The 17,845-nt window shown below is 45.5% G+C and carries 22 protein-coding genes; 8 read left to right on the top strand and 14 right to left on the bottom strand.

The window, feature by feature from the left end:
- Positions 1-13: 13 nt before the first annotated feature.
- The 7 genes from rnc to rpoE all read right to left on the bottom strand — a co-directional run bounded on the left by rnc (position 14) and on the right by rpoE (position 6,616).
- A complete protein-coding gene (gene rnc / locus ACX5J7_RS11750) occupies positions 14-700 on the bottom strand; it encodes a ribonuclease III (RefSeq protein WP_020743927.1) in 687 nt (228 codons plus the stop codon).
- Complete coding sequence (gene lepB / locus ACX5J7_RS11745) at positions 700-1,602, bottom strand: signal peptidase I (protein ID WP_020746241.1); 903 nt, start codon at positions 1,600-1,602, stop codon at positions 700-702. The genes rnc and lepB overlap by 1 nt, the downstream gene beginning before the upstream one ends.
- Positions 1,602-3,398 carry a translation elongation factor 4 gene (lepA, locus tag ACX5J7_RS11740; RefSeq protein ID WP_020743929.1) on the bottom strand — a complete coding sequence of 599 codons (1,797 nt, stop codon included), beginning with the start codon at positions 3,396-3,398 and terminating at the stop codon, positions 1,602-1,604. The genes lepB and lepA overlap by 1 nt, the downstream gene beginning before the upstream one ends.
- Positions 3,399-3,596: 198 nt before the next feature.
- Positions 3,597-4,043 carry a SoxR reducing system RseC family protein gene (locus ACX5J7_RS11735; RefSeq protein WP_012517523.1) on the bottom strand — a complete coding sequence of 149 codons (447 nt, stop codon included), beginning with the start codon at positions 4,041-4,043 and terminating at the stop codon, positions 3,597-3,599.
- A gap of 11 nt (positions 4,044-4,054) precedes the next feature.
- Entirely contained in the window at positions 4,055-5,161 is a 1,107-nt protein-coding gene (locus tag ACX5J7_RS11730) for a MucB/RseB C-terminal domain-containing protein (protein ID WP_012518955.1), read from the bottom strand.
- Between the two features lie 195 nt (positions 5,162-5,356).
- Positions 5,357-5,938 (bottom strand): sigma-E factor negative regulatory protein, encoded by a 582-nt coding sequence (locus ACX5J7_RS11725; RefSeq protein ID WP_024016588.1) that lies wholly within the window; start codon positions 5,936-5,938, stop codon positions 5,357-5,359.
- A gap of 99 nt (positions 5,939-6,037) precedes the next feature.
- Complete coding sequence (rpoE, locus tag ACX5J7_RS11720) at positions 6,038-6,616, bottom strand: RNA polymerase sigma factor RpoE (protein WP_012518957.1); 579 nt, start codon at positions 6,614-6,616, stop codon at positions 6,038-6,040.
- 197 nt (positions 6,617-6,813) lie between these two features.
- On the opposite strand from rpoE, the gene nadB reads away from it, so the two are divergent.
- Positions 6,814-8,499, top strand: a complete 1,686-nt coding sequence (gene nadB, locus ACX5J7_RS11715) for an L-aspartate oxidase (RefSeq protein ID WP_020743931.1) — start codon at positions 6,814-6,816, stop codon at positions 8,497-8,499.
- Between the two features lie 73 nt (positions 8,500-8,572).
- On the opposite strand, the gene ACX5J7_RS11710 is transcribed toward nadB, so the two are convergent.
- Genes ACX5J7_RS11710 through ACX5J7_RS11700 form a run of 3 tightly spaced genes read right to left on the bottom strand, consistent with a single transcriptional unit; the run spans position 8,573 to position 10,245 of the window.
- Positions 8,573-9,448, bottom strand: coding sequence for a MaoC family dehydratase (locus ACX5J7_RS11710; RefSeq protein ID WP_487528952.1), 876 nt, complete (start codon positions 9,446-9,448; stop codon positions 8,573-8,575).
- A 4-nt stretch (positions 9,449-9,452) separates the two neighbouring features.
- Entirely contained in the window at positions 9,453-9,944 is a 492-nt protein-coding gene (locus ACX5J7_RS11705; protein ID WP_474116492.1) for a hypothetical protein, read from the bottom strand.
- 49 nt (positions 9,945-9,993) lie between these two features.
- Entirely contained in the window at positions 9,994-10,245 is a 252-nt protein-coding gene (locus tag ACX5J7_RS11700; protein WP_012517515.1) for an FAD assembly factor SdhE, read from the bottom strand.
- Positions 10,246-10,433: 188 nt separating this feature from the next.
- Here ACX5J7_RS11700 and ygfZ point away from each other — a divergent pair, with 188 nt between their 5' ends.
- On the top strand, positions 10,434-11,477 hold the full coding sequence (gene ygfZ, locus ACX5J7_RS11695; protein ID WP_462835933.1) for a CAF17-like 4Fe-4S cluster assembly/insertion protein YgfZ: 1,044 nt from the start codon (positions 10,434-10,436) through the stop codon (positions 11,475-11,477).
- Between the two features lie 77 nt (positions 11,478-11,554).
- The gene (locus ACX5J7_RS11690) at positions 11,555-12,040 is read left to right on the top strand and encodes an FKBP-type peptidyl-prolyl cis-trans isomerase (RefSeq protein WP_012517512.1); all 486 of its coding nucleotides are present in this window, start codon (positions 11,555-11,557) and stop codon (positions 12,038-12,040) included.
- A 99-nt stretch (positions 12,041-12,139) separates the two neighbouring features.
- On the opposite strand, the gene ACX5J7_RS11685 is transcribed toward ACX5J7_RS11690, so the two are convergent.
- A complete protein-coding gene (locus tag ACX5J7_RS11685) occupies positions 12,140-12,478 on the bottom strand; it encodes a P-II family nitrogen regulator (protein ID WP_012517511.1) in 339 nt (112 codons plus the stop codon).
- Positions 12,479-12,480: 2 nt separating this feature from the next.
- On the bottom strand, positions 12,481-13,317 hold the full coding sequence (nadE, locus tag ACX5J7_RS11680) for an NAD(+) synthase (protein ID WP_012517510.1): 837 nt from the start codon (positions 13,315-13,317) through the stop codon (positions 12,481-12,483).
- A 463-nt stretch (positions 13,318-13,780) separates the two neighbouring features.
- Between nadE and ACX5J7_RS11675 the strand changes: the two genes are divergently transcribed.
- Positions 13,781-14,362: a GspH/FimT family pseudopilin gene (locus ACX5J7_RS11675; RefSeq protein ID WP_498707269.1), complete on the top strand. Its 582-nt coding sequence runs from the start codon at positions 13,781-13,783 to the stop codon at positions 14,360-14,362.
- Positions 14,363-14,469: 107 nt separating this feature from the next.
- On the opposite strand, the gene ACX5J7_RS11670 is transcribed toward ACX5J7_RS11675, so the two are convergent.
- On the bottom strand, positions 14,470-14,862 hold the full coding sequence (locus ACX5J7_RS11670; RefSeq protein WP_012518960.1) for a type IV pilin protein: 393 nt from the start codon (positions 14,860-14,862) through the stop codon (positions 14,470-14,472).
- Positions 14,863-14,940: 78 nt separating this feature from the next.
- Here ACX5J7_RS11670 and ACX5J7_RS11665 point away from each other — a divergent pair, with 78 nt between their 5' ends.
- Genes ACX5J7_RS11665 through ACX5J7_RS11650 form a run of 4 tightly spaced genes read left to right on the top strand, consistent with a single transcriptional unit; the run spans position 14,941 to position 17,413 of the window.
- Entirely contained in the window at positions 14,941-15,495 is a 555-nt protein-coding gene (locus tag ACX5J7_RS11665) for a GspH/FimT family pseudopilin (protein ID WP_498707268.1), read from the top strand.
- Positions 15,489-16,118, top strand: a complete 630-nt coding sequence (locus ACX5J7_RS11660; protein WP_498707267.1) for a potassium:proton antiporter — start codon at positions 15,489-15,491, stop codon at positions 16,116-16,118. Before ACX5J7_RS11665 ends, ACX5J7_RS11660 begins: the two co-directional genes overlap by 7 nt.
- A complete protein-coding gene (locus ACX5J7_RS11655) occupies positions 16,108-17,010 on the top strand; it encodes a hypothetical protein (RefSeq protein ID WP_498707266.1) in 903 nt (300 codons plus the stop codon). Before ACX5J7_RS11660 ends, ACX5J7_RS11655 begins: the two co-directional genes overlap by 11 nt.
- Positions 16,997-17,413 carry a type IV pilus modification PilV family protein gene (locus tag ACX5J7_RS11650; RefSeq protein WP_498707265.1) on the top strand — a complete coding sequence of 139 codons (417 nt, stop codon included), beginning with the start codon at positions 16,997-16,999 and terminating at the stop codon, positions 17,411-17,413. The genes ACX5J7_RS11655 and ACX5J7_RS11650 overlap by 14 nt, the downstream gene beginning before the upstream one ends.
- On the opposite strand, the gene ACX5J7_RS11645 is transcribed toward ACX5J7_RS11650, so the two are convergent.
- Entirely contained in the window at positions 17,381-17,845 is a 465-nt protein-coding gene (locus ACX5J7_RS11645; protein ID WP_012517503.1) for a type IV pilin protein, read from the bottom strand. The two genes, ACX5J7_RS11650 and ACX5J7_RS11645, sit on opposite strands and share 33 nt — an antisense overlap.

Below are 17,845 nucleotides of genomic sequence, written 5' to 3'. Positions count from 1 at the left end.
CAAATTCGACTCATCATGCGTTGTCATCAAGCTTCTCCAATGTTAAACGAGCAGCTTCTTGTTCTGCTTTACGACGACTATTGCCAGACGCCACAACCGCGTCTGGTAGACTTTCTACTTTACAGCACACTTCAAATGTCTGTGCGTGATCTTTGCCTGAAATAGACAGCACCTCATAGGTTGGCAGCGCCTGTTTGCGCCCTTGTAAGAACTCTTGCAGGCGCGTCTTACTGTCTTTTGGGTGTGCATTAGGATCTAATTGATTAATGCGACTTTCCCATAGCCTGTCGATAACGCCTCGTACTTCGTCCATTCCTGAATCGAGGTAGATAGCACCTAAGATAGCTTCAACGGCGTCAGCCAAAATAGAACTTCTGCGGTGACCGCCACTTTTCAGTTCACCAGGACCTAAGTTGAGCAGCTCCCCCACACTGGCTTCTTTGGCCAACTCTGCCAGCGTATCACCTTTAACCAAGGTCGAACGCATTCTGGTGAGCTTGCCTTCTGGCACAGTAGGAAAGCGCTTAAATAAAGTCTCGCCTATAATCATGCCCAAAATGGCATCACCTAAAAACTCTAAGCGCTCGTTGTGCTGCTTAGCAGCACTTCGGTGAGTAAGCGCTTGTTCTAACAACGCTTCATTGTTAAATGTGTAGCCTATCGCCCTGTATAAGCGAAGATATTTATCAATTCCCTGCATTAATGAATGCCACCTGCTCGCTCAAATCGAACACCTGTAGGTACCCATGTTGGAAGGAAGTCTGATGGGCTGCGCTCGAATTCAAATGAAATCCAAATCGCCACCGCTTTTCCTACCAGATTGGCATCAGGAACAAAGCCCCAAAAACGGCTATCGCGACTGTTGTCACGGTTATCGCCAAGTACGAAATACTGCCCTTCTGGTACTATCCACTCATTGGCGCGTGTGCCGGGTTGGGTATAAAAATTAACCGGAGAAATTTCGCGAACTGGATGACGCAAGATATCGTGCTCTACCGTGCCTAAATCCTCGGTGTAACGCATAAGCTGCGCCATGTCTTGCACAAATTCGCCACGTTCTTGAAAGCTTAGTGGTACCGCCTTAAGTTTCGGGCAGTTATTACCCGTCTCGCACTTAGGCTTTATATAAACCTGTTTATTTTGATAAACCACGGTGTCACCCGGTAGCCCTATAACGCGCTTGATATAGTCAATTGAAGGCTCTTCTGGGTATTTAAATACCACTACGTCACCGCGCTCTGGCACGCCAGTTTCAATAAGCTTACTTCTGAAGACCGGGTCTTTCACACCATAAGCAAACTTTTCCACCAAGATAAAGTCACCCACCAGTAGGGTTGGCATCATAGAGCCTGAAGGAATTTGAAACGGTTCGTACAAAAACGAACGCAACACTAATACAAACGCGATAACCGGGAAGATTTGTTGCGAAGTATCAACTAAATATGGCAGCTGTGGATCTTCTCCGTAGCCCGCGCCTTCTGCGGTCGCCGCAGCCTGTAAACGGGCTTTTCGCTTTGGCGCAAACACGAGGCTATCAACTAGCCAAATCAAACCTGTTATTAAGGTGAGTGCCACCAAAATCAAGGAGAAGTAGTTCGCCATTATTTGCCCACCTTCAATACTGCAAGGAATGCATCTTGTGGCAACTCAACATTACCCACTTGCTTCATTCGCTTTTTACCTTCTTTCTGCTTTTGAAGTAGCTTTTTCTTACGACTAACGTCACCACCATAACACTTGGCGATTACGTTTTTACGTAGCTGCTTAACCGTACTTCTTGCAACGACGTGATTACCAATCGCAGCCTGAATAGCGATATCGAACATTTGGCGAGGAATCAATTCACGTAATTTTTCTACCAACTCACGACCACGGCCCTGAGAATTTTCTCTGTGCGTAATAACCGCTAGCGCATCTACGCGTTCGCCGTTTATAAGAATATCAACGCGCACCATGTCAGACGTTTGGAAACGCTTAAAGTTATAATCAAGGGAAGCGAAACCACGGCTGGTAGACTTCAAACGGTCGAAGAAATCGAGAACAACTTCAGCCATTGGTAGCTCGTAAGTTACCGCGACTTGCTTACCGTGGTACGTCATGTTGGTTTGCATACCGCGCTTTTCAACACATAGAGTAATTACGTTACCTAAATACTCTTGTGGTACCAGAATATTGGCTTCAACCATAGGTTCACGAATTTCAGCAATATCGTTAACCGGCGGTAATTTCGCCGGGCTATCAACGGTAAGTGTCTCGCCCTTTGTCGTTTCGACTTCGTAAATTACCGTAGGTGCAGTAGTAATGAGGCCTAAATCGTATTCACGCTCTAAGCGCTCCTGAATGATTTCCATGTGCAGCATGCCAAGGAAGCCGATGCGGAAACCAAAACCCAAGGCGGCTGAACTTTCTGGCTCGTAAAATAATGACGCGTCGTTAAGGCTCAACTTCGCAAGGGCATCACGGAAGTCTTCGTAATCATCTGAACTAATTGGGAATATACCCGCATAAACCTGTGGCTTAACCTTTTTGAAACCAGGAAGCATGGCATCAGCGGGGGCGCGAGCCAACGTAATGGTGTCACCCACCGGTGCACCTTGAATATCTTTAATCCCGGCAATAATGAAGCCTACTTCACCGGCTCTCAATACACCTGTATCCAAAGGCTTTGGCGTAAATACACCAATTTTGTCCACTTGGTGAGTTTGGCCATTAGACATAATTTGAATTTTATCTTTCTTGTTCAATTGGCCTTCGACAATACGTACTAATGATACAACGCCCTGATAGTTGTCGAACCACGAGTCGATAATTAGCGCTTTAAGTGGCGCTTCTCGATCGCCTTCTGGCGGTGGAATCTTATTGACGATAACTTCAAGGACATCTTCAATACCAATTCCGGTTTTCGCCGAGCAACGCACGGCGTCAAGAGCATCTATACCAACAATGTCTTCAATCTCTTCGGCCACGCGGTCTGGTTCGGCCTGTGGCAGGTCAATTTTGTTCAACACTGGAACCACTTCCATGTCCATTTCAATAGCCGTGTAGCAGTTAGCCAGTGTCTGGGCTTCTACGCCTTGCCCCGCGTCGACGACCAAAAGCGCACCTTCGCAGGCTGCAAGTGAGCGAGAAACTTCGTAAGTGAAGTCAACGTGTCCCGGAGTATCGATGAAGTTAAGCTGATAAGTTTCACCATCACGCGCTTCGTAGTTCAGCGTAACGCTTTGCGCTTTGATAGTAATACCGCGCTCTTTTTCCAGGTCCATAGAGTCGAGAACCTGTTCAGCCATCTCACGGTCTGTAAGCCCTCCACAGTGCTGGATGAGACGATCTGACAGCGTAGACTTACCGTGGTCAATGTGGGCGATAATACTGAAGTTACGAATGTGCGATTGTTGCATAATGCTGGAAATTACCTGCAGAAAAATTCATTAAACAAAAAATGCTGCTCACCTTAAATTAAGGGTTATACGCAGCGCGTGCGGATTTTACCCATTTCTCATGCGAAAAGCGAATTAGCGTATAGGAAAATTGCTACCCCGCAGTAAACCGATACTAAAGCGATGGCAATCAAGGCTGGCGGCAGTAGACTTTTTGTCCTAGATATCAGCAGTACTTAGCAACACAGGTTGGTACTTTGCACCTTCAATACGGCGCAACTTGTAAGCAATAAGCCGGTAAACTGCATAGGTAATGACCGCGCTTGGGACCATCGCCCATAATTCGTGTACAACGCCGCTTTGACTCAATAAGGTCTCAGCCCCTGCATACGCTGCAATGAACGCAACTAAGGGCAGTAAATAAAGCCATGCTGAGGCACTTAAAATACCCGCTTCAGGTATACCTACGGTGACCTTCTGACCTATGCGAACCGGCATCGGCGTACGCAGCGTTAGCTGTTGAGTTTTCGGGGCGATAGCACGAGAAATAACGCCCGTACCGCAATCGCTTTGCGCTTCACAGGCATTACACGTTGATTTAATTGCCGCTTCAACGGTGACGCTGTCGCCGTCAATCGCAACCACCGTAGCTGTTTCTCTAATCATTACTTAACATACTAGTTATTTACAGGCCTTAAGGATGTCGCAATCGCGTTAGCCGTTTGAAGTGGTATTTCACCAACCACTGTCACTTGCGCTTTTCCATCTGTTAAGGTCAAAAATGTACTAACTTCATTGCGCAGTGCCAATGTCTCACCTAACGCATCGTCGGCGGGCTGAACATATACAGACACATCCACCAACCCATCTGAGAAAAGTTTATACTCTACCACTTGCCCGGTTAAGGCTAGTCGTCTTGTATCTTGCTTTATCTCTCGCATTCCCGCGGGTAAATAAGTGACGTCCCACTTGTGCGCTCGCGCGGGTGCAGTACTTAACGCCATTGGGGCCGGTAACGACGCCGCGTTTATCCGTGAAAAGTACTCCGCTGGCGTAGGCGATATAGCAAACGCTGTTACTTGGATTTGTTCTAACAATGCTCCCTGTAAATCGAGCATGTTTAACTTGAGCAGCATTCCCGATGACTCATCAAGCCAAAGTTGATAACCAAAACGGGTATTATCGCGGCTGACAATTCTTATTTGCTGCGCTGAGCGCCCGGCTACACGCGCTCTACCTACGGCGACAAACTCATAAGCTTCTGCAAGCTGCTCGGGGTGATAAAGCAGGGCGCTGGGAATAGGCCCATTGATATGTTTAGAGCGCAAGCTATATGGCTGAACATCCGGCTCGAAAACGCTAACCACATCGTTGATGCGAATAAGCTCCCGACCAGGGCCATTTTGAAGGTTTAACTGCTCTAACTCAGAGCCATCTTCCATAATGCCATGACGCCAAAGGTAAGGAACCGTTTCCTTACCGGCAATTGTTTGAACAAACGATACTTGGAAATTGGCATTAGTAATTATATTTTGAAGCTCGGCTAACCACTGGCTTGCTGACTGGGGCTGGGTCTCAGCAGAAGCTGTAACGTCACGGGTTTCATTTACCTGAAAGTTATGCGGTGCGTCTTGCGTAGGGTCGACTTCGGCTTTATCACTCACCGCAGGAGATTGAGAAGAGGTTCTAGGTACCTGAGAAACAGCAGAAGAACTCTGGGCGTGTGTTGTTTGAACAACCGCACCCGAAATGAAAAAAAGTGCAACAATAGAACTACAGCGCATTTTTCCCGCCTTAAAACAAACATACCAGCAGTATATGCTGGTATGGTTAAAATATGAAATCGCATCTATGTCACAAACCCAAAAACGACTGTGCGCTTCTGTTCACTCTTACAGCACGCTACATCATTTTTAAAGCGCGCTAAGTGCCTGATGCGTCACACCCTAGGTGCATTAACTCACCTTAGTGATGATGAATTAAGGACGTTGCGGTCCGCTAGTATCACCTTCACTTTCGTCTTCTTGCGCTTGCTTGAGCTTTATTTGCTGTTCATGGTCAGCAATAAGCGCATTTATTTTACGCTTTTTCTCAAGCACTTCATTCATGTCGTTACGCGGCAACGTACGAGTTTGCTCTAAACTAACAGGCGCTAAACCACCTTGAGGCGCAATAGTTGGCGCAGTCATAAATGGTTCTGTAGGGGCATCCTGATTGGTGTACTGAACACCGAAGATTACCGCTACGGCTACCGAGGCAGCGACTGCAAGTTGGCCAGATTGTTTCGCAAAAGGAACAACACTACCAATCACTGGGATTGATTGCCAACGCGAACGCTTCGGCGCAACAATGGCTGGCTCGTTTTCAAGTGCGGCTGCTACGCTTGCTGTAATATCCAGTTGAGGAGCAACACTTGCTTCTTTTCGCATTGCACCGCGATACACATGGTAACGTTGCCATTTGGCCTGAAGCGCTTCATCTTGCTTAATTGCATCGATGATATCATTGCCTTCTATCTCACCATCCATGAATGCGGACAATTTTTCTTGCTGTTGCGTCATATATTCATTTCCAGATCAATGTGATCGTTAACTACCCTAACACAGCTGTTAGTCATCGTAGAAAAAAGAAAGTTCACCTTTTTTTGATTTTATTTCTTTTTAATTCTCTAACAGCGGCTGAATAACTTTATCTATCGCTTCGCGAGCCCTAAAAATACGTGATCTCACAGTGCCAACAGGACACGACATTACGTTTGCGATTTCTTCATAACTCAACCCTTCAATTTCGCGCAATGTTATCGCCATGCGCAAATCATCGGGCAATTTCTCTACCACTTTAAAAAGGGTTTCTTCAATTTCTTCAGATAACAAGCTTCTTTCTGGCGTAGACTGCTCTTTTAACGCATCACTGCCTTCGTAAAAATCAGCTTCGTCGGCATCGACATCACTGGCCGGTGGCTTGCGACCTTGAGATACAAGATAGTTCTTGGCGCTATTTACCGCAATGCGATATAGCCAAGTATAAAATGCACTGTCACCACGAAAATTAGGTAAGGCACGGTATGCTTTAATAAACGCTTCTTGCGTTACATCAGCAACGTCACCGGTGTTTTTCACATAGCGAGAAACGAGATGCATAACTTTGTGTTGGTAACGTGTTACCAACAAGTTGAACGCATTTTTATCGCCCCGCTGTACTTTTTCGACCAGTTGTTGGTCGGTTATCTGCTCGCTCATTCGAGCCATTACTCCCTACTTCAACTACACAATAGCTCTAACAAGCATGTGTATAGACGCGTTCTTTTTACAAAAGTTCGGTAAAACCATTAAATATTTTAAAAAATGCTCAACTGTGTGCTTAAGAATGTTTGTGTTTTGCCTCTCATCCTTTAGACTTGCCGAACCTTTGCTCGTTTGAATTGATATAAAAATACATGAAATCTGTATCGTCTTCACTAACTTCCACATCAAATGCAATAGAACACCGTTGTGACGTATTGATTATTGGGAGTGGCGCGGCAGGATTAAGCTTAGCATTAAAGCTTGCCGACCATTGTCAGGTAATTGTACTTAGTAAAAGTGACCGCAACGAGGGCTCTACCCGTTATGCGCAAGGTGGCATTGCGGCGGTATTTGACGAGCAAGACTCAATAGACGCCCACGTTACCGACACATTAGCCGCAGGTGCAGGCCTTTGTGAAGAGCCAGCTGTACGTTTTACTGCCGAGCGGGCGAAGTCTTCGCTTGAATGGCTAATTGGCTACGGCGTGCCATTTGATACAGAAAAAAGTGAGTCTGGCGAAGAGCGCTTCCACCTTACCCGTGAAGGGGGACATAGCCACAGACGTATCCTTCATGCAGCCGATGCAACAGGTGAAGCACTTCAAATCACCCTTAATGATGCCGTCTCTACCCATCCCAATATTCATGTGTTCGAGCGCTACAATGCCATTGACCTTATTCCCTCTAAAGAAGAGAAGAATAGCATTGTGGGCGCCTATGTATGGAATAGACAACAAGAGCATGTAGAAGTAATTCGTGCGCCATTTGTTGCATTGGCGACGGGTGGCGGGAGCAAAGTATACCAATATACGTCAAATCCTGACGTTTCCAGCGGTGATGGTATCGCGATGGCGTGGCGTGCGGGTTGTCGCGTAGCGAATATGGAATTCAATCAGTTCCACCCTACTTGCTTATACCACCCGCAAGCGCGAAACTTTCTTATTACCGAAGCGCTGCGCGGCGAAGGCGCAAATTTGTGTCATGCAGACGGCACACGCTTTATGCACAAGTTCGACGAGCGAGGTGATTTGGCACCGCGTGACGTAGTCGCCCGAGCGATTGACTATGAAATGAAGCGACTAGGCGCCGATTGCATGTACTTAGACATCAGTCACAAACCTGCCGACTTTATCGTGAAGCACTTTCCGAATATCTATCGCAAATGCCGCTCCTTAGGTATTGATATTACGCGGGAACCCATCCCCGTTGTGCCTGCAGCTCACTATAGCTGCGGTGGTGTTATTACTGATTTTAACGCTAAGACTGATTTAAACAATGTATACGCGATTGGTGAAGTGGCTTATACAGGTTTGCACGGCGCAAACAGGATGGCGTCGAACTCATTGCTTGAATGTGTAGTATTTGCTAGCGCTGCCGCTGAAGACATTATAAAAAAATTACCTAGCGCAGACTGTGAAGAGTCGATTGCGCCTTGGGACGAAAGCCAGGTATCTAACTCTGACGAAGAAGTTATCATTCAGCATAACTGGCACGAATTGCGTCTTTTTATGTGGGACTATGTGGGTATTGTTCGTACCGACAAACGGCTTGAACGGGCGATGCGCCGTATAAAGCTGCTCGAACAAGAAATTGCCGAATATTATGCACACTTTAGAGTGAGCAATAATTTGCTCGAATTGCGTAACTTAGTAACGGTTGCCGAGCTCATCGTTCGTTGCGCTATGGCAAGAAAAGAAAGCCGCGGGCTGCACTTTAACCTTGACCACCCTGAGCAGATAAACAATCCAACGCCTACTATTCTCATTCCGAGAAAGCAGCTTTCAGGTGCCGATGTGGGTTCGTTAATTACCCACGACAGCTTTTGTGATGCTGACTAGCACAACCAAGGGATGCGCCTTGGTGATATTGCATTTAATACGCTTTCGGTAAACGCCAACAGGAGTAGATGACCTACTCCTTGGTAGTAAATGCGAGGCTGGCAGATAAATGCACTACGTTGTCATTACCGTCTGTAACATCAAGGAACACACTGGCTTCTGTTTTGCAGTGCTGCTGAATATGTAATTCATTTGGCAAGAAAACGGGCTTCTTAAAGCGACAGCTTACCTCGCTCACCGTTAACGCCTCGGCATTGTCTTGGTGGCTAACAAATGCGGAAACCGCCTGCGACAATGTCCACATGCCATGGGCAATTGCCTGTTTAAAACCGAACGCTTTTGCCGAAATAGTAGATAAGTGAATGGGATTATAGTCACCTGATAGTTTGGCATAGCGACGACCAGTGTTGGCATGTGCACAAATTTCACCAATCAACACTCTGTCGTGCATATCGCAATCATCATGCATGTCGCTTTTTACAGCAAGCGGCGCTACGTGAACCGCTTTTACTTTCACCAAATAACTACTTATAGCACGATAGACAAGTTGGCCCGATTGAAGCGCTTCTAGCATGACGTCCACTTCCCACCCGCGACTGTGCGGCCTAACATCGTAAAAGCGCACTCGACACTCAAAGGGCTCACTTAGATTACAGTGCTCCACCACCGTCACCTTGTTGGCAGCATGAATGAGACCGAGCAGTGGAAAAGGGCTTTGCTTATCAAGCAAGCACTGCATCTGCAAAGGTAATGATAACATTTGCAAATAAAGTGGATGAGGATGCTGACTCTCCGGCCAGTCAACTTCTTGGCAAAACGTGCCATAATGGGCGTTATCTATCGTTAATGTTTTCGTATAGATGCGCTGCGGCAGCGTAGGCGGTTTGAATTGCATTAACTGCCGAGCATCAACACGTTTAAATAACGCTTTAGTGTACTCACGAAACATCTATTTAATTCCTTGAATGCGTTGCTTTTCTAGCCAAAATTATGGCTCGTGCAAGGCGTCGATAGTCTGCCTCACAGCACTCACCTTTTAAAACCCAAGCTAAGTGGTTATGGTCTCTTTCAAACCATTTCCGTTTGTGGCGCAGTACGTTAATGCACAATCCCCACGCAAAGAGCTGCGAAGCATGGTGAATTTTCATAGCGGTACCCGCTTCTTTTGCCTCACGCAAAGTATGACTTAGCAAGTGGTTCTGCGTATAGAAACAACTGCGATTATTTGCCGCGTTATCATCGCCAACCACTCGAATAACGCCATCGCTTGAAAGCGAAAGTGCGTATTGAACAGGTAAGACATTGCGGCTAAGCACATCATAAAGACGCCAAGAAAACCACGATACTATTGCGATAGATACAAAGGTTAACGTGACCGGGAAGTTTATCCACGTCCAAAGGTATTGGGGAAGACTCAACATGGCAGCGTAAAAGCACACCGCCACACACGCCTCCCCCATTAGGGGCCTTAACTTATAACCGCTGATTTTAATTCTATGCTTTAACACGGTTCACAATGGTTGCTACCATCGCAGCGAACTCAGGGTCTTCACACTTTTGATGCCCCATTATCCAAGCAAAGAGATCGGGGTCGTCACTGGTCAGTAGCCGTTCAAATGTTTCTTGTTCTTCGTAGCTAAGAGAGTCAAACGCTTCTTCAACGAAAGGCAGTAATAGTACATCTAATTCCAGCATACCTCTGCGGCATGCCCATTTTAAGCGGGCTAATCTTTTTGGTTCAAACATATGTCTTTCTTACCGTTTTTTATTCGATATCAATAATACCATGCCCTGTATAGCGGGATCACTGCTCTTTTGGTCTGATAAAGAAACTAAATAGAACTTAATCTACGTATAATCGTGCACTTTACCCTTGAATAATGATGGTTTTGCCATACCTTGACTAAATACAGTTAAACGAATAAGTGGTGAACATGACCTCTATTGCATCATTACACGAGCTTCCCGACGAATTCATAGTTGATCTTTCAGATACCATGGTGATTTCATTGGAAGGCGAACAAGCCGACAGCTATTTGCACGGCCAAATCACGGTGAATATCAATAAGCTTGATGATAAGTCGGCGCGGCACTTCGCACACTGTGATAACAAAGGTAAAACCTGGTCTACGGGTTATGTCACACGCCATTTAAGCAAATTGCTACTGGTGGCTAATAATGATGCGGGCAATCACTCATTAGCACAACTTAATAAATATGGGGTTTTCTCCAAAGTAGATATTTTAGATGATACGCCAAACTACAGTGCTTATTTCCTGTCGCTAAAAGCGGCGAAGAATAGCGGTGTAACGTCTGTCCTTTCAAAAATGTTTGATGTGACAGACTTAGAAGCGCTGCTAGATACCCAACACGGTGATAACCACGCGCTTCAAAAGATAGAGAGTGAAAGCGGTCTACTGTTTACAGCGAACACTGCCCAAGAGGGTTTTGTATTGCTTCTAAACAAAGGCGCGCAGCAACTGGTTGAAGAAGTGAACACCCAATCAATTCCTTGCTATCCCGCCGTTGTATTTAACGCCATTCAGATTAAAAGTGTCCACGCCATGCTTCAAAAAGAAGCAGTAGGTGAATACATTCCACAAATGATTAATGTGCAAGCGCTTAACGGCATCGACTTTGACAAAGGCTGCTATATGGGCCAAGAAGTTGTTGCCCGTACTCGCTTTCTTGGCAAAAACAAGCGCGCCGCGTTCAGCTTCAAATTAGAAGGTAAAGTTGACGTCACCCCTGGCGATGCCCTTGAAAAGCAGTTAGGCGAGAACTGGCGGGTTGCAGGTAAAATAATCGATGTGGCTATACTGGACAACGAAACGTGGTTCATTGCTGTGCTCAGTAATGATACAACGCCTGAAGATTTACACAGACTGGCTGAAAATGACGCTATTACCTGTTACCCTAACGCCTTGCCGTACAGTATTGAGCAACAAGCTAGCAATATTGTGAAAAAACGTCGCTAAGCAGTATTTTTACTGCATTTCATTCATTGCCCTATTTTCAATGATAGTTTTGGAATAGGGCCGATATAGGATTTGTTATGACAATTACTTCTGACAGCGTTGTAACGCTACACTACACCGTATCTACCGAAGACGGCACAACGCTAGACTCTTCAGAAGGGAAATCTCCGCTAGTTGTGTTATTAGGTCGCCGTTTCTTAATTGAAGGGCTTGAAGACGCGCTAATCGGTAAAACAAAAGAAGATAGCTTCAACGTTTCTGTTGACCCAGAAAAGGCCTACGGTGAACGTGTTGATGAGCTAGTTCAAACAGTACCTCGCTCTATGTTTGAAGGTATGGATGTGGAAGTTGGTATGTCTTTTCGTGCAACCACACCTCAGGGCGAGCAATCTGTCATTATCATTGAAACCACAGACGAAGAAGTCGTTGTTGATGGTAATCACCCACTAGCAGGTATTCCGCTTACATTTGATGTAACCGTTGTTGATGTGCGTGAAGCTACGAAAGAAGAACTAGAGCATGGCCATGTTCACGGTGAAGGTGGCTGCGGTCACGACCACTAATTGCGCCTTTTCACCAAAATCGAATAAGGTGATTTTTCAAAACTAAAAAGGGAGCGTTCTGCTCCCTTTTTTAATGGAAAATGCTAACCGGTTAGTGTTTTAGATAGCGTCTTCGTTCTGCTCGCCAGTTCGAATGCGTACAGCACTCTCTACACTGTAAACGAAAATTTTCCCATCGCCAATTTTGCCTGTTTTAGCCGATGACTGAATGGCTTCAACCGCTTGTTCAACGCGATCGTCATCCAGTACTAATTCAATTTTAATCTTTGGAAGGAAGTCAACTTGGTACTCGGCACCGCGATAAAGCTCAGTATGGCCTTTCTGACGACCAAAACCTTTCACTTCTGACACAGTCATCCCTGCGATACCTACTTCAGCTAGCGCTTCCCTAACATCGTCCATTTTGAACGGTTTAATGATAGCTTCAATTTTTTTCATGACTACAACTCATCGTAAATTGTTGGAATTGGCACACGTTTATGTTGTGTGCGCTCATAAATATAGAGCAATTTCTCTTCCACTTCTGCAGAAACGTGTTTGCCTTCTAAGAAATCATCGATTTGATCGTAAGACATCCCTAGCGCTTGCTCATCGGCTTTTTGCGGAGAAAGGCTTTCCAAATCGGCCGTAGGCGCTTTTGTAATAACGTTGTGGGGTGCACCTAAATGGGCAGCGACTGCACGCACTTGGCGCTTACTCAACCCAAACAGAGGTGCCAGATCACACGCACCATCTCCGTATTTGGTGTAAAAGCCTGTAATATTTTCAGCAGAATGATCAGTGCCTAGGACCAAACCGTCTACCATGCCTGCAATTTCGTACTGAATAACCATACGAGTGCGCGCCTTAACATTGCCTTTTACAAAGTCTTGCTTTGCTTCACTTTCAGGAAGAAGATTAGCATCTGATAAAGCCTGTGATGTGGACGCATGAATAGCATCAGCACCTGGCTTTACGTTTACTGCAATGGAATGGGTGGGCTGAATAAAGTCGATAGACTTTTGCGCATCTTCTTCGTCAGCTTGTGTATCGTAAGGCAAACGAACCGCAATGAACTGATAGGTTTCGTGATGCTCTTCATTCAATTCATCTACTGCCAATTGGGCTAAACGGCCCAGCGTACATGAATCAATACCCCCACTGATACCAAGTACCAGAGAATTTAAGCCTGAAGTAAGCAACTGCTTTTTGATAAACGAGACTCGACGTGCAACTTCATATTCCACGTCAATTTCAGGCAGCACTTTCATTTCATCAATAACTGCTTGTTTTTGCATTATAATATCCACGTATTTTTGAGGCGTCCTGGAACTCGATTCTACGACAATATCACTACAGATGTTAGTGGTATCCTCGTATCAATTAGGAATACCTTGACCTTCCTCAGCCACAGTCAGGTCAGCTTATCGTTTTTTTAATGTTGAAACATCGGTACTCTCCGTGGAAGGCCATTAACCATAAGGCGTATGGTCAAATATGCGATAACACGGTAAAACATACCTTTGCCGTTGCGTTTTAGTTTACCCTAAAATAACGAGGAGTAGCGCACATTTATCCCGCTGTATCATTACATTGAAGATAGAAAGCGTTAGCCTAGCGCTCGTTCTCTTAGGTGAGTGTTAACACAGAGCTAAATTGCGCGCGTACTATCGCAGTTTATAAATAAGGTCGACCCATAGCTTATAAAACGTATTACGTACTGTATTTACGAGTAAACCATTGAAAATTAGCGTTCAAATTATGACAACACAAAGGCAAATAAAAAGACCTCACCCAGCATTAACCCAAGCAGGACTTACCCTGCTAGAAATGCTGGTCGCGGTAGCAGTACTTGCCATTATTCTTACCACGGTTGCGCCGGGCATTCAGAATATAATCATCAAAAATAGAATCACTGCTGACTTGAACAACTTAAGTGCCGTTGCTCAGCGTGCTAGGTTCACCGCAGTAGACGAACAAACCAGCGTGACCCTTTGTCCAACAACTAATTACACGGCCTGCACCAATAATTGGAGAAATGCCAAAATGGTATTTGTTGACGCTAACGGAAATGGCAGCCGAGATAATAGCGAGGCGCTTATTATCGCAAGTGACCCACTTAATACTGCAAATGCGGTTTACGGCATCACGGGGAGCTTAGTATTTGACGAACAAGGGGGGATAAATAGAGCGGCGACGATTACCCTATGTCCTAGCGATAACAATGCGGATTATGCATCTGCTCTTTTACTTTCCCTTTATGGAAGAATTTCAGTGGCTGTAGATAGCAACGGAGATGATATAAAAGAAGACCTTGCTGGTGATGATTTAGCCTGCAGCTAACCCGTTTGTATTTATTCTATTTACACCTTTTTTTCGTGGCTTTTTTCGTCGCCTTAACAGTTACTATTTTATCGACTAGGCTGTGCGTAAAAGTAAAGTCTCATCATTTACCAACAGCTTTTAGGTGACAGAGCCGTTTCACTAATTTTTATTGTTCGACAGCTATCGTTTGCATCCTTAAACAAAAAAGTGGCAACAACCTCATATCCGCTACCTTGATGATTAATTTGACTAAAACTGACGTTTTGAACGTCAGCTTGTGGTAGTGCACTTAACGGGAGGTAAAGACCCGTTTCAAGCCAACTTCTCGATTGCATTGCCTGTATAGAGAGTAAGTAGGCCTTAACTTTATTTGTTTGGCTTAACTGCCAACTTGAATTAACGGCCGATGAAGCGGCAACACTCAAAATCCCCACTATCGCCATTGTTATCAGCGCCTCCACAAGCGTGAAACCTATTATAAGATAGCGCTTGCCACCCTTTTTGTAATTCCCTTCCATGGTACAGCTTTCTCTTAATCAATTATTCGATACATTGAGCCTATCAACTTACTCCCAACGCTTTAACTGGACTTACGCATGGCTTTTCACCTATCAAATGGGAAAGTAAAACAGACTCACGCACTTAACATGGTTATGGGGTTTACTCTGTTGGAGGTACTCATTGCGGTTTTACTTTTAAGCATATTGTCTATGATAGCCGCCCCCTCTTTTCAGCGATGGCAAGAGCGCCATGCTTTCAAGCATTTTGCTACCCATTTTGCGAACTTAGCAAGACATGCACGCATTTACGCGCTCACTCATAAAAAGCCTTTTTACCTCATTGCAAAAGTGGAAAATACGCACTGCGTAATAATAAGTGATGACGAAAACTGTACCTGCTCGACACACCAAAGTTGCGCAGTCAATGACGCTGCTTATTGGGAGCCTCCTACGCAATGGAGCACTCAATTTGCTACCTTAAACGGTACAGACAAAACTGTTGCTTTCAATCAGCACGGTACGCTGAACTTTGGTAGCAACACTACCTTCACACTAGCTAGTCAGCACTTTAACGCGAAAGTGACAATTAACGCACTGGGGCGAGTGAAACTATGCAGCGTGCAAAGCGTTGTTGGTGTTGCGTCATGTTAAAACAACGACAAAGCTCGAACAGTGAGAGTGGCTTCAGCACTACCGAACTTATGGTGGCGTGTGCTTTATCAGGCTTGCTGATCGCCGCTGTTAGCACGTATGCGGCTCAGTCTCACATTGACTTAGCTTCGCTACAACACGCCACCAGCATAGAAGAAGACATGCGTGCCGTGCAAAGTACTATCTCACGACATTTAAGCCGGGCGGGCTTCATCCAAGATACCAATGTACTTACACCGTTCATTTCACTTCAAAACAATAATAATGGCTTGTCCAACGTTGCAATTAGTCAGCGTGTGGGCGAGCCACCTAATAGCTGTATAACCTTTTCTTACGACAAAAATGGAGATGGCTTAATCTCTGCGTCCCAAGGAGAGTTTTTTGGCTACCGCCTTCACGATAAGGCAATAGAATACCGAGTGAGCGGAAAAACATGCCTGCAAGGCGGATGGTTTGATTTAACCGACCCTCAAACGGTTAAAGTAACGCAGTTTAGTGCGAACTTACTACACCAAAGCAGTTGGGGAGCAACCTATGAGATTGTTATAGCGTTAAAGAGCGCCATTAACCCAGTGGTGGAGAGTGAAGAAAAATTTGTGATTGAGGTAGCCAATGACAGTTAGAAAAGGCACAGGGTACTTAGCTGTTAGCTCACGCTGCACTCGCTTGCAACAAGGTATGGCCGTACTCACCATTGTGGCCATACTGCTTAGCGCAATTACTTTCGCTACCTTAAGCACGTCTCAAAAGGTCCAACAATACTACGCGATAGAAAAAGTAAGACTGCACACTGAAAACTCACAAGTCATGCTTAAACAGCATATTAGAGGTATAGCAAGTGCGCTACGTACACAAAGCGTGTCCAGTGTGTTAAATACAATAAACAACACTAACTTCCTGACGACAATACAGGTTGACGAACTAGAGGGTGCGCAGCACCAGCCCCTTACTCACTATGAAATAAGCGTATCTCACGATACAGAGAACATTAAGTACAAGGCAAAGTTTCTTCGCTACCCTGCTCTTTTAAGAATTCCAACGCCAGCCCAACAATTTTCGTGGGACAGTGAGTTAACCCAATGGTTATTCAATCGTGACGTGACAGCGCTGAGCGCTGACTTTTTCCCCAGTAGCATAACAGCCACCCAGTGCCACAATATAGTGCCTGCAAGTATATACTGGATCGATGGCAACTGCGTTTTAGATAGTAGCGCTCTGTCTCATAGCTCAAATTCACAGCCCACGTTACTGTTCGTTGTAAATGGTGATGTGAGCCTTAGCGCGAATACGCACTTTTATGGGCTTATTGTCATGCTTTCAACAACATCTTCTAGCTATACGCTAAACGTGAGCGCTTCAGCAAGTGTTACTGGTGCTTATGTCTCTAACGCCCCTATTTACAGCAATATTAATGGCATTATAGCTCCCTCACCTGCCCTGCTAAAAACGCTGCAGGCACACACCGCTTTGGCAAAAATTATTCCCATTCCAGGAACTTGGCATGACATTGATTAAAAAACGACACGTAACGGAAGGCCTGATAGGGTCCCCCCACTGCCAGTACGATTTAAATAGGGTAAGGACACGGTCTTTTGCTCACAGAGGCGGGACGCTAGTAGAGGTACTAGTTGCGCTGGTTATTTTCATGAGTACCAGCACTTATTTACTGTCCAGCAAAATCGACGCGTTAGGGCTTTGGCAGGCTACCCTTGATAAACGAACGAATCAAACCCTGGCGACGAACGCGGCGCGACTAGCCTACACACAAGATAATGTAGAGCAGCATTGGGGCGACATTGCGATATTTGGTAATTTGGTATACCTACCCCCCGACCAAATGGACCCTAGAGAAAAAGGGGTGCTACGAAGGTCGACTCTGAGAACGTTAACAAGACCAGCAATATTCGCTGGATTCTAGGCTACCATTGTTGTTCTTATCCCAGCCTTTTCTCCCATCGCTGAAATAAAACAGCGCGCCGTCTGTGGCTTGGGCCGAACCCGACACCGGCGTGGCTTTAAGTTCATAGGCAGTAGCACTAGCTGCAACAATAGACAGTGTATAACGCTTATTCGCTTGTGGTTCGGAAGACGGAGAGTAGGATGCAAAAATAGCGGGCGCCCCTGTGTTTGCTCCCCCACTTGCTGCTCCTTCATAGCTAAATGAGCCATTGTGGTGGCGCTCCATTGCCGAAGCAAAGCCCAATAAGTCTGCCTGCCCAGTACCGCGATACCCATCTGCGATAACTCCTTGGTATGAGGGGTAGGCTATCGCGGCGATAATACCGACAATAGCCACAACGATCATGAGTTCTATAAGTGAAAAACCCTGTTGAGATACTTTCGTTTTCAT

The sequence above is a fragment of the Alteromonas infernus genome, from assembly GCF_902705815.1.
This window is presented reverse-complemented; position numbering and strand designations above follow the sequence as displayed.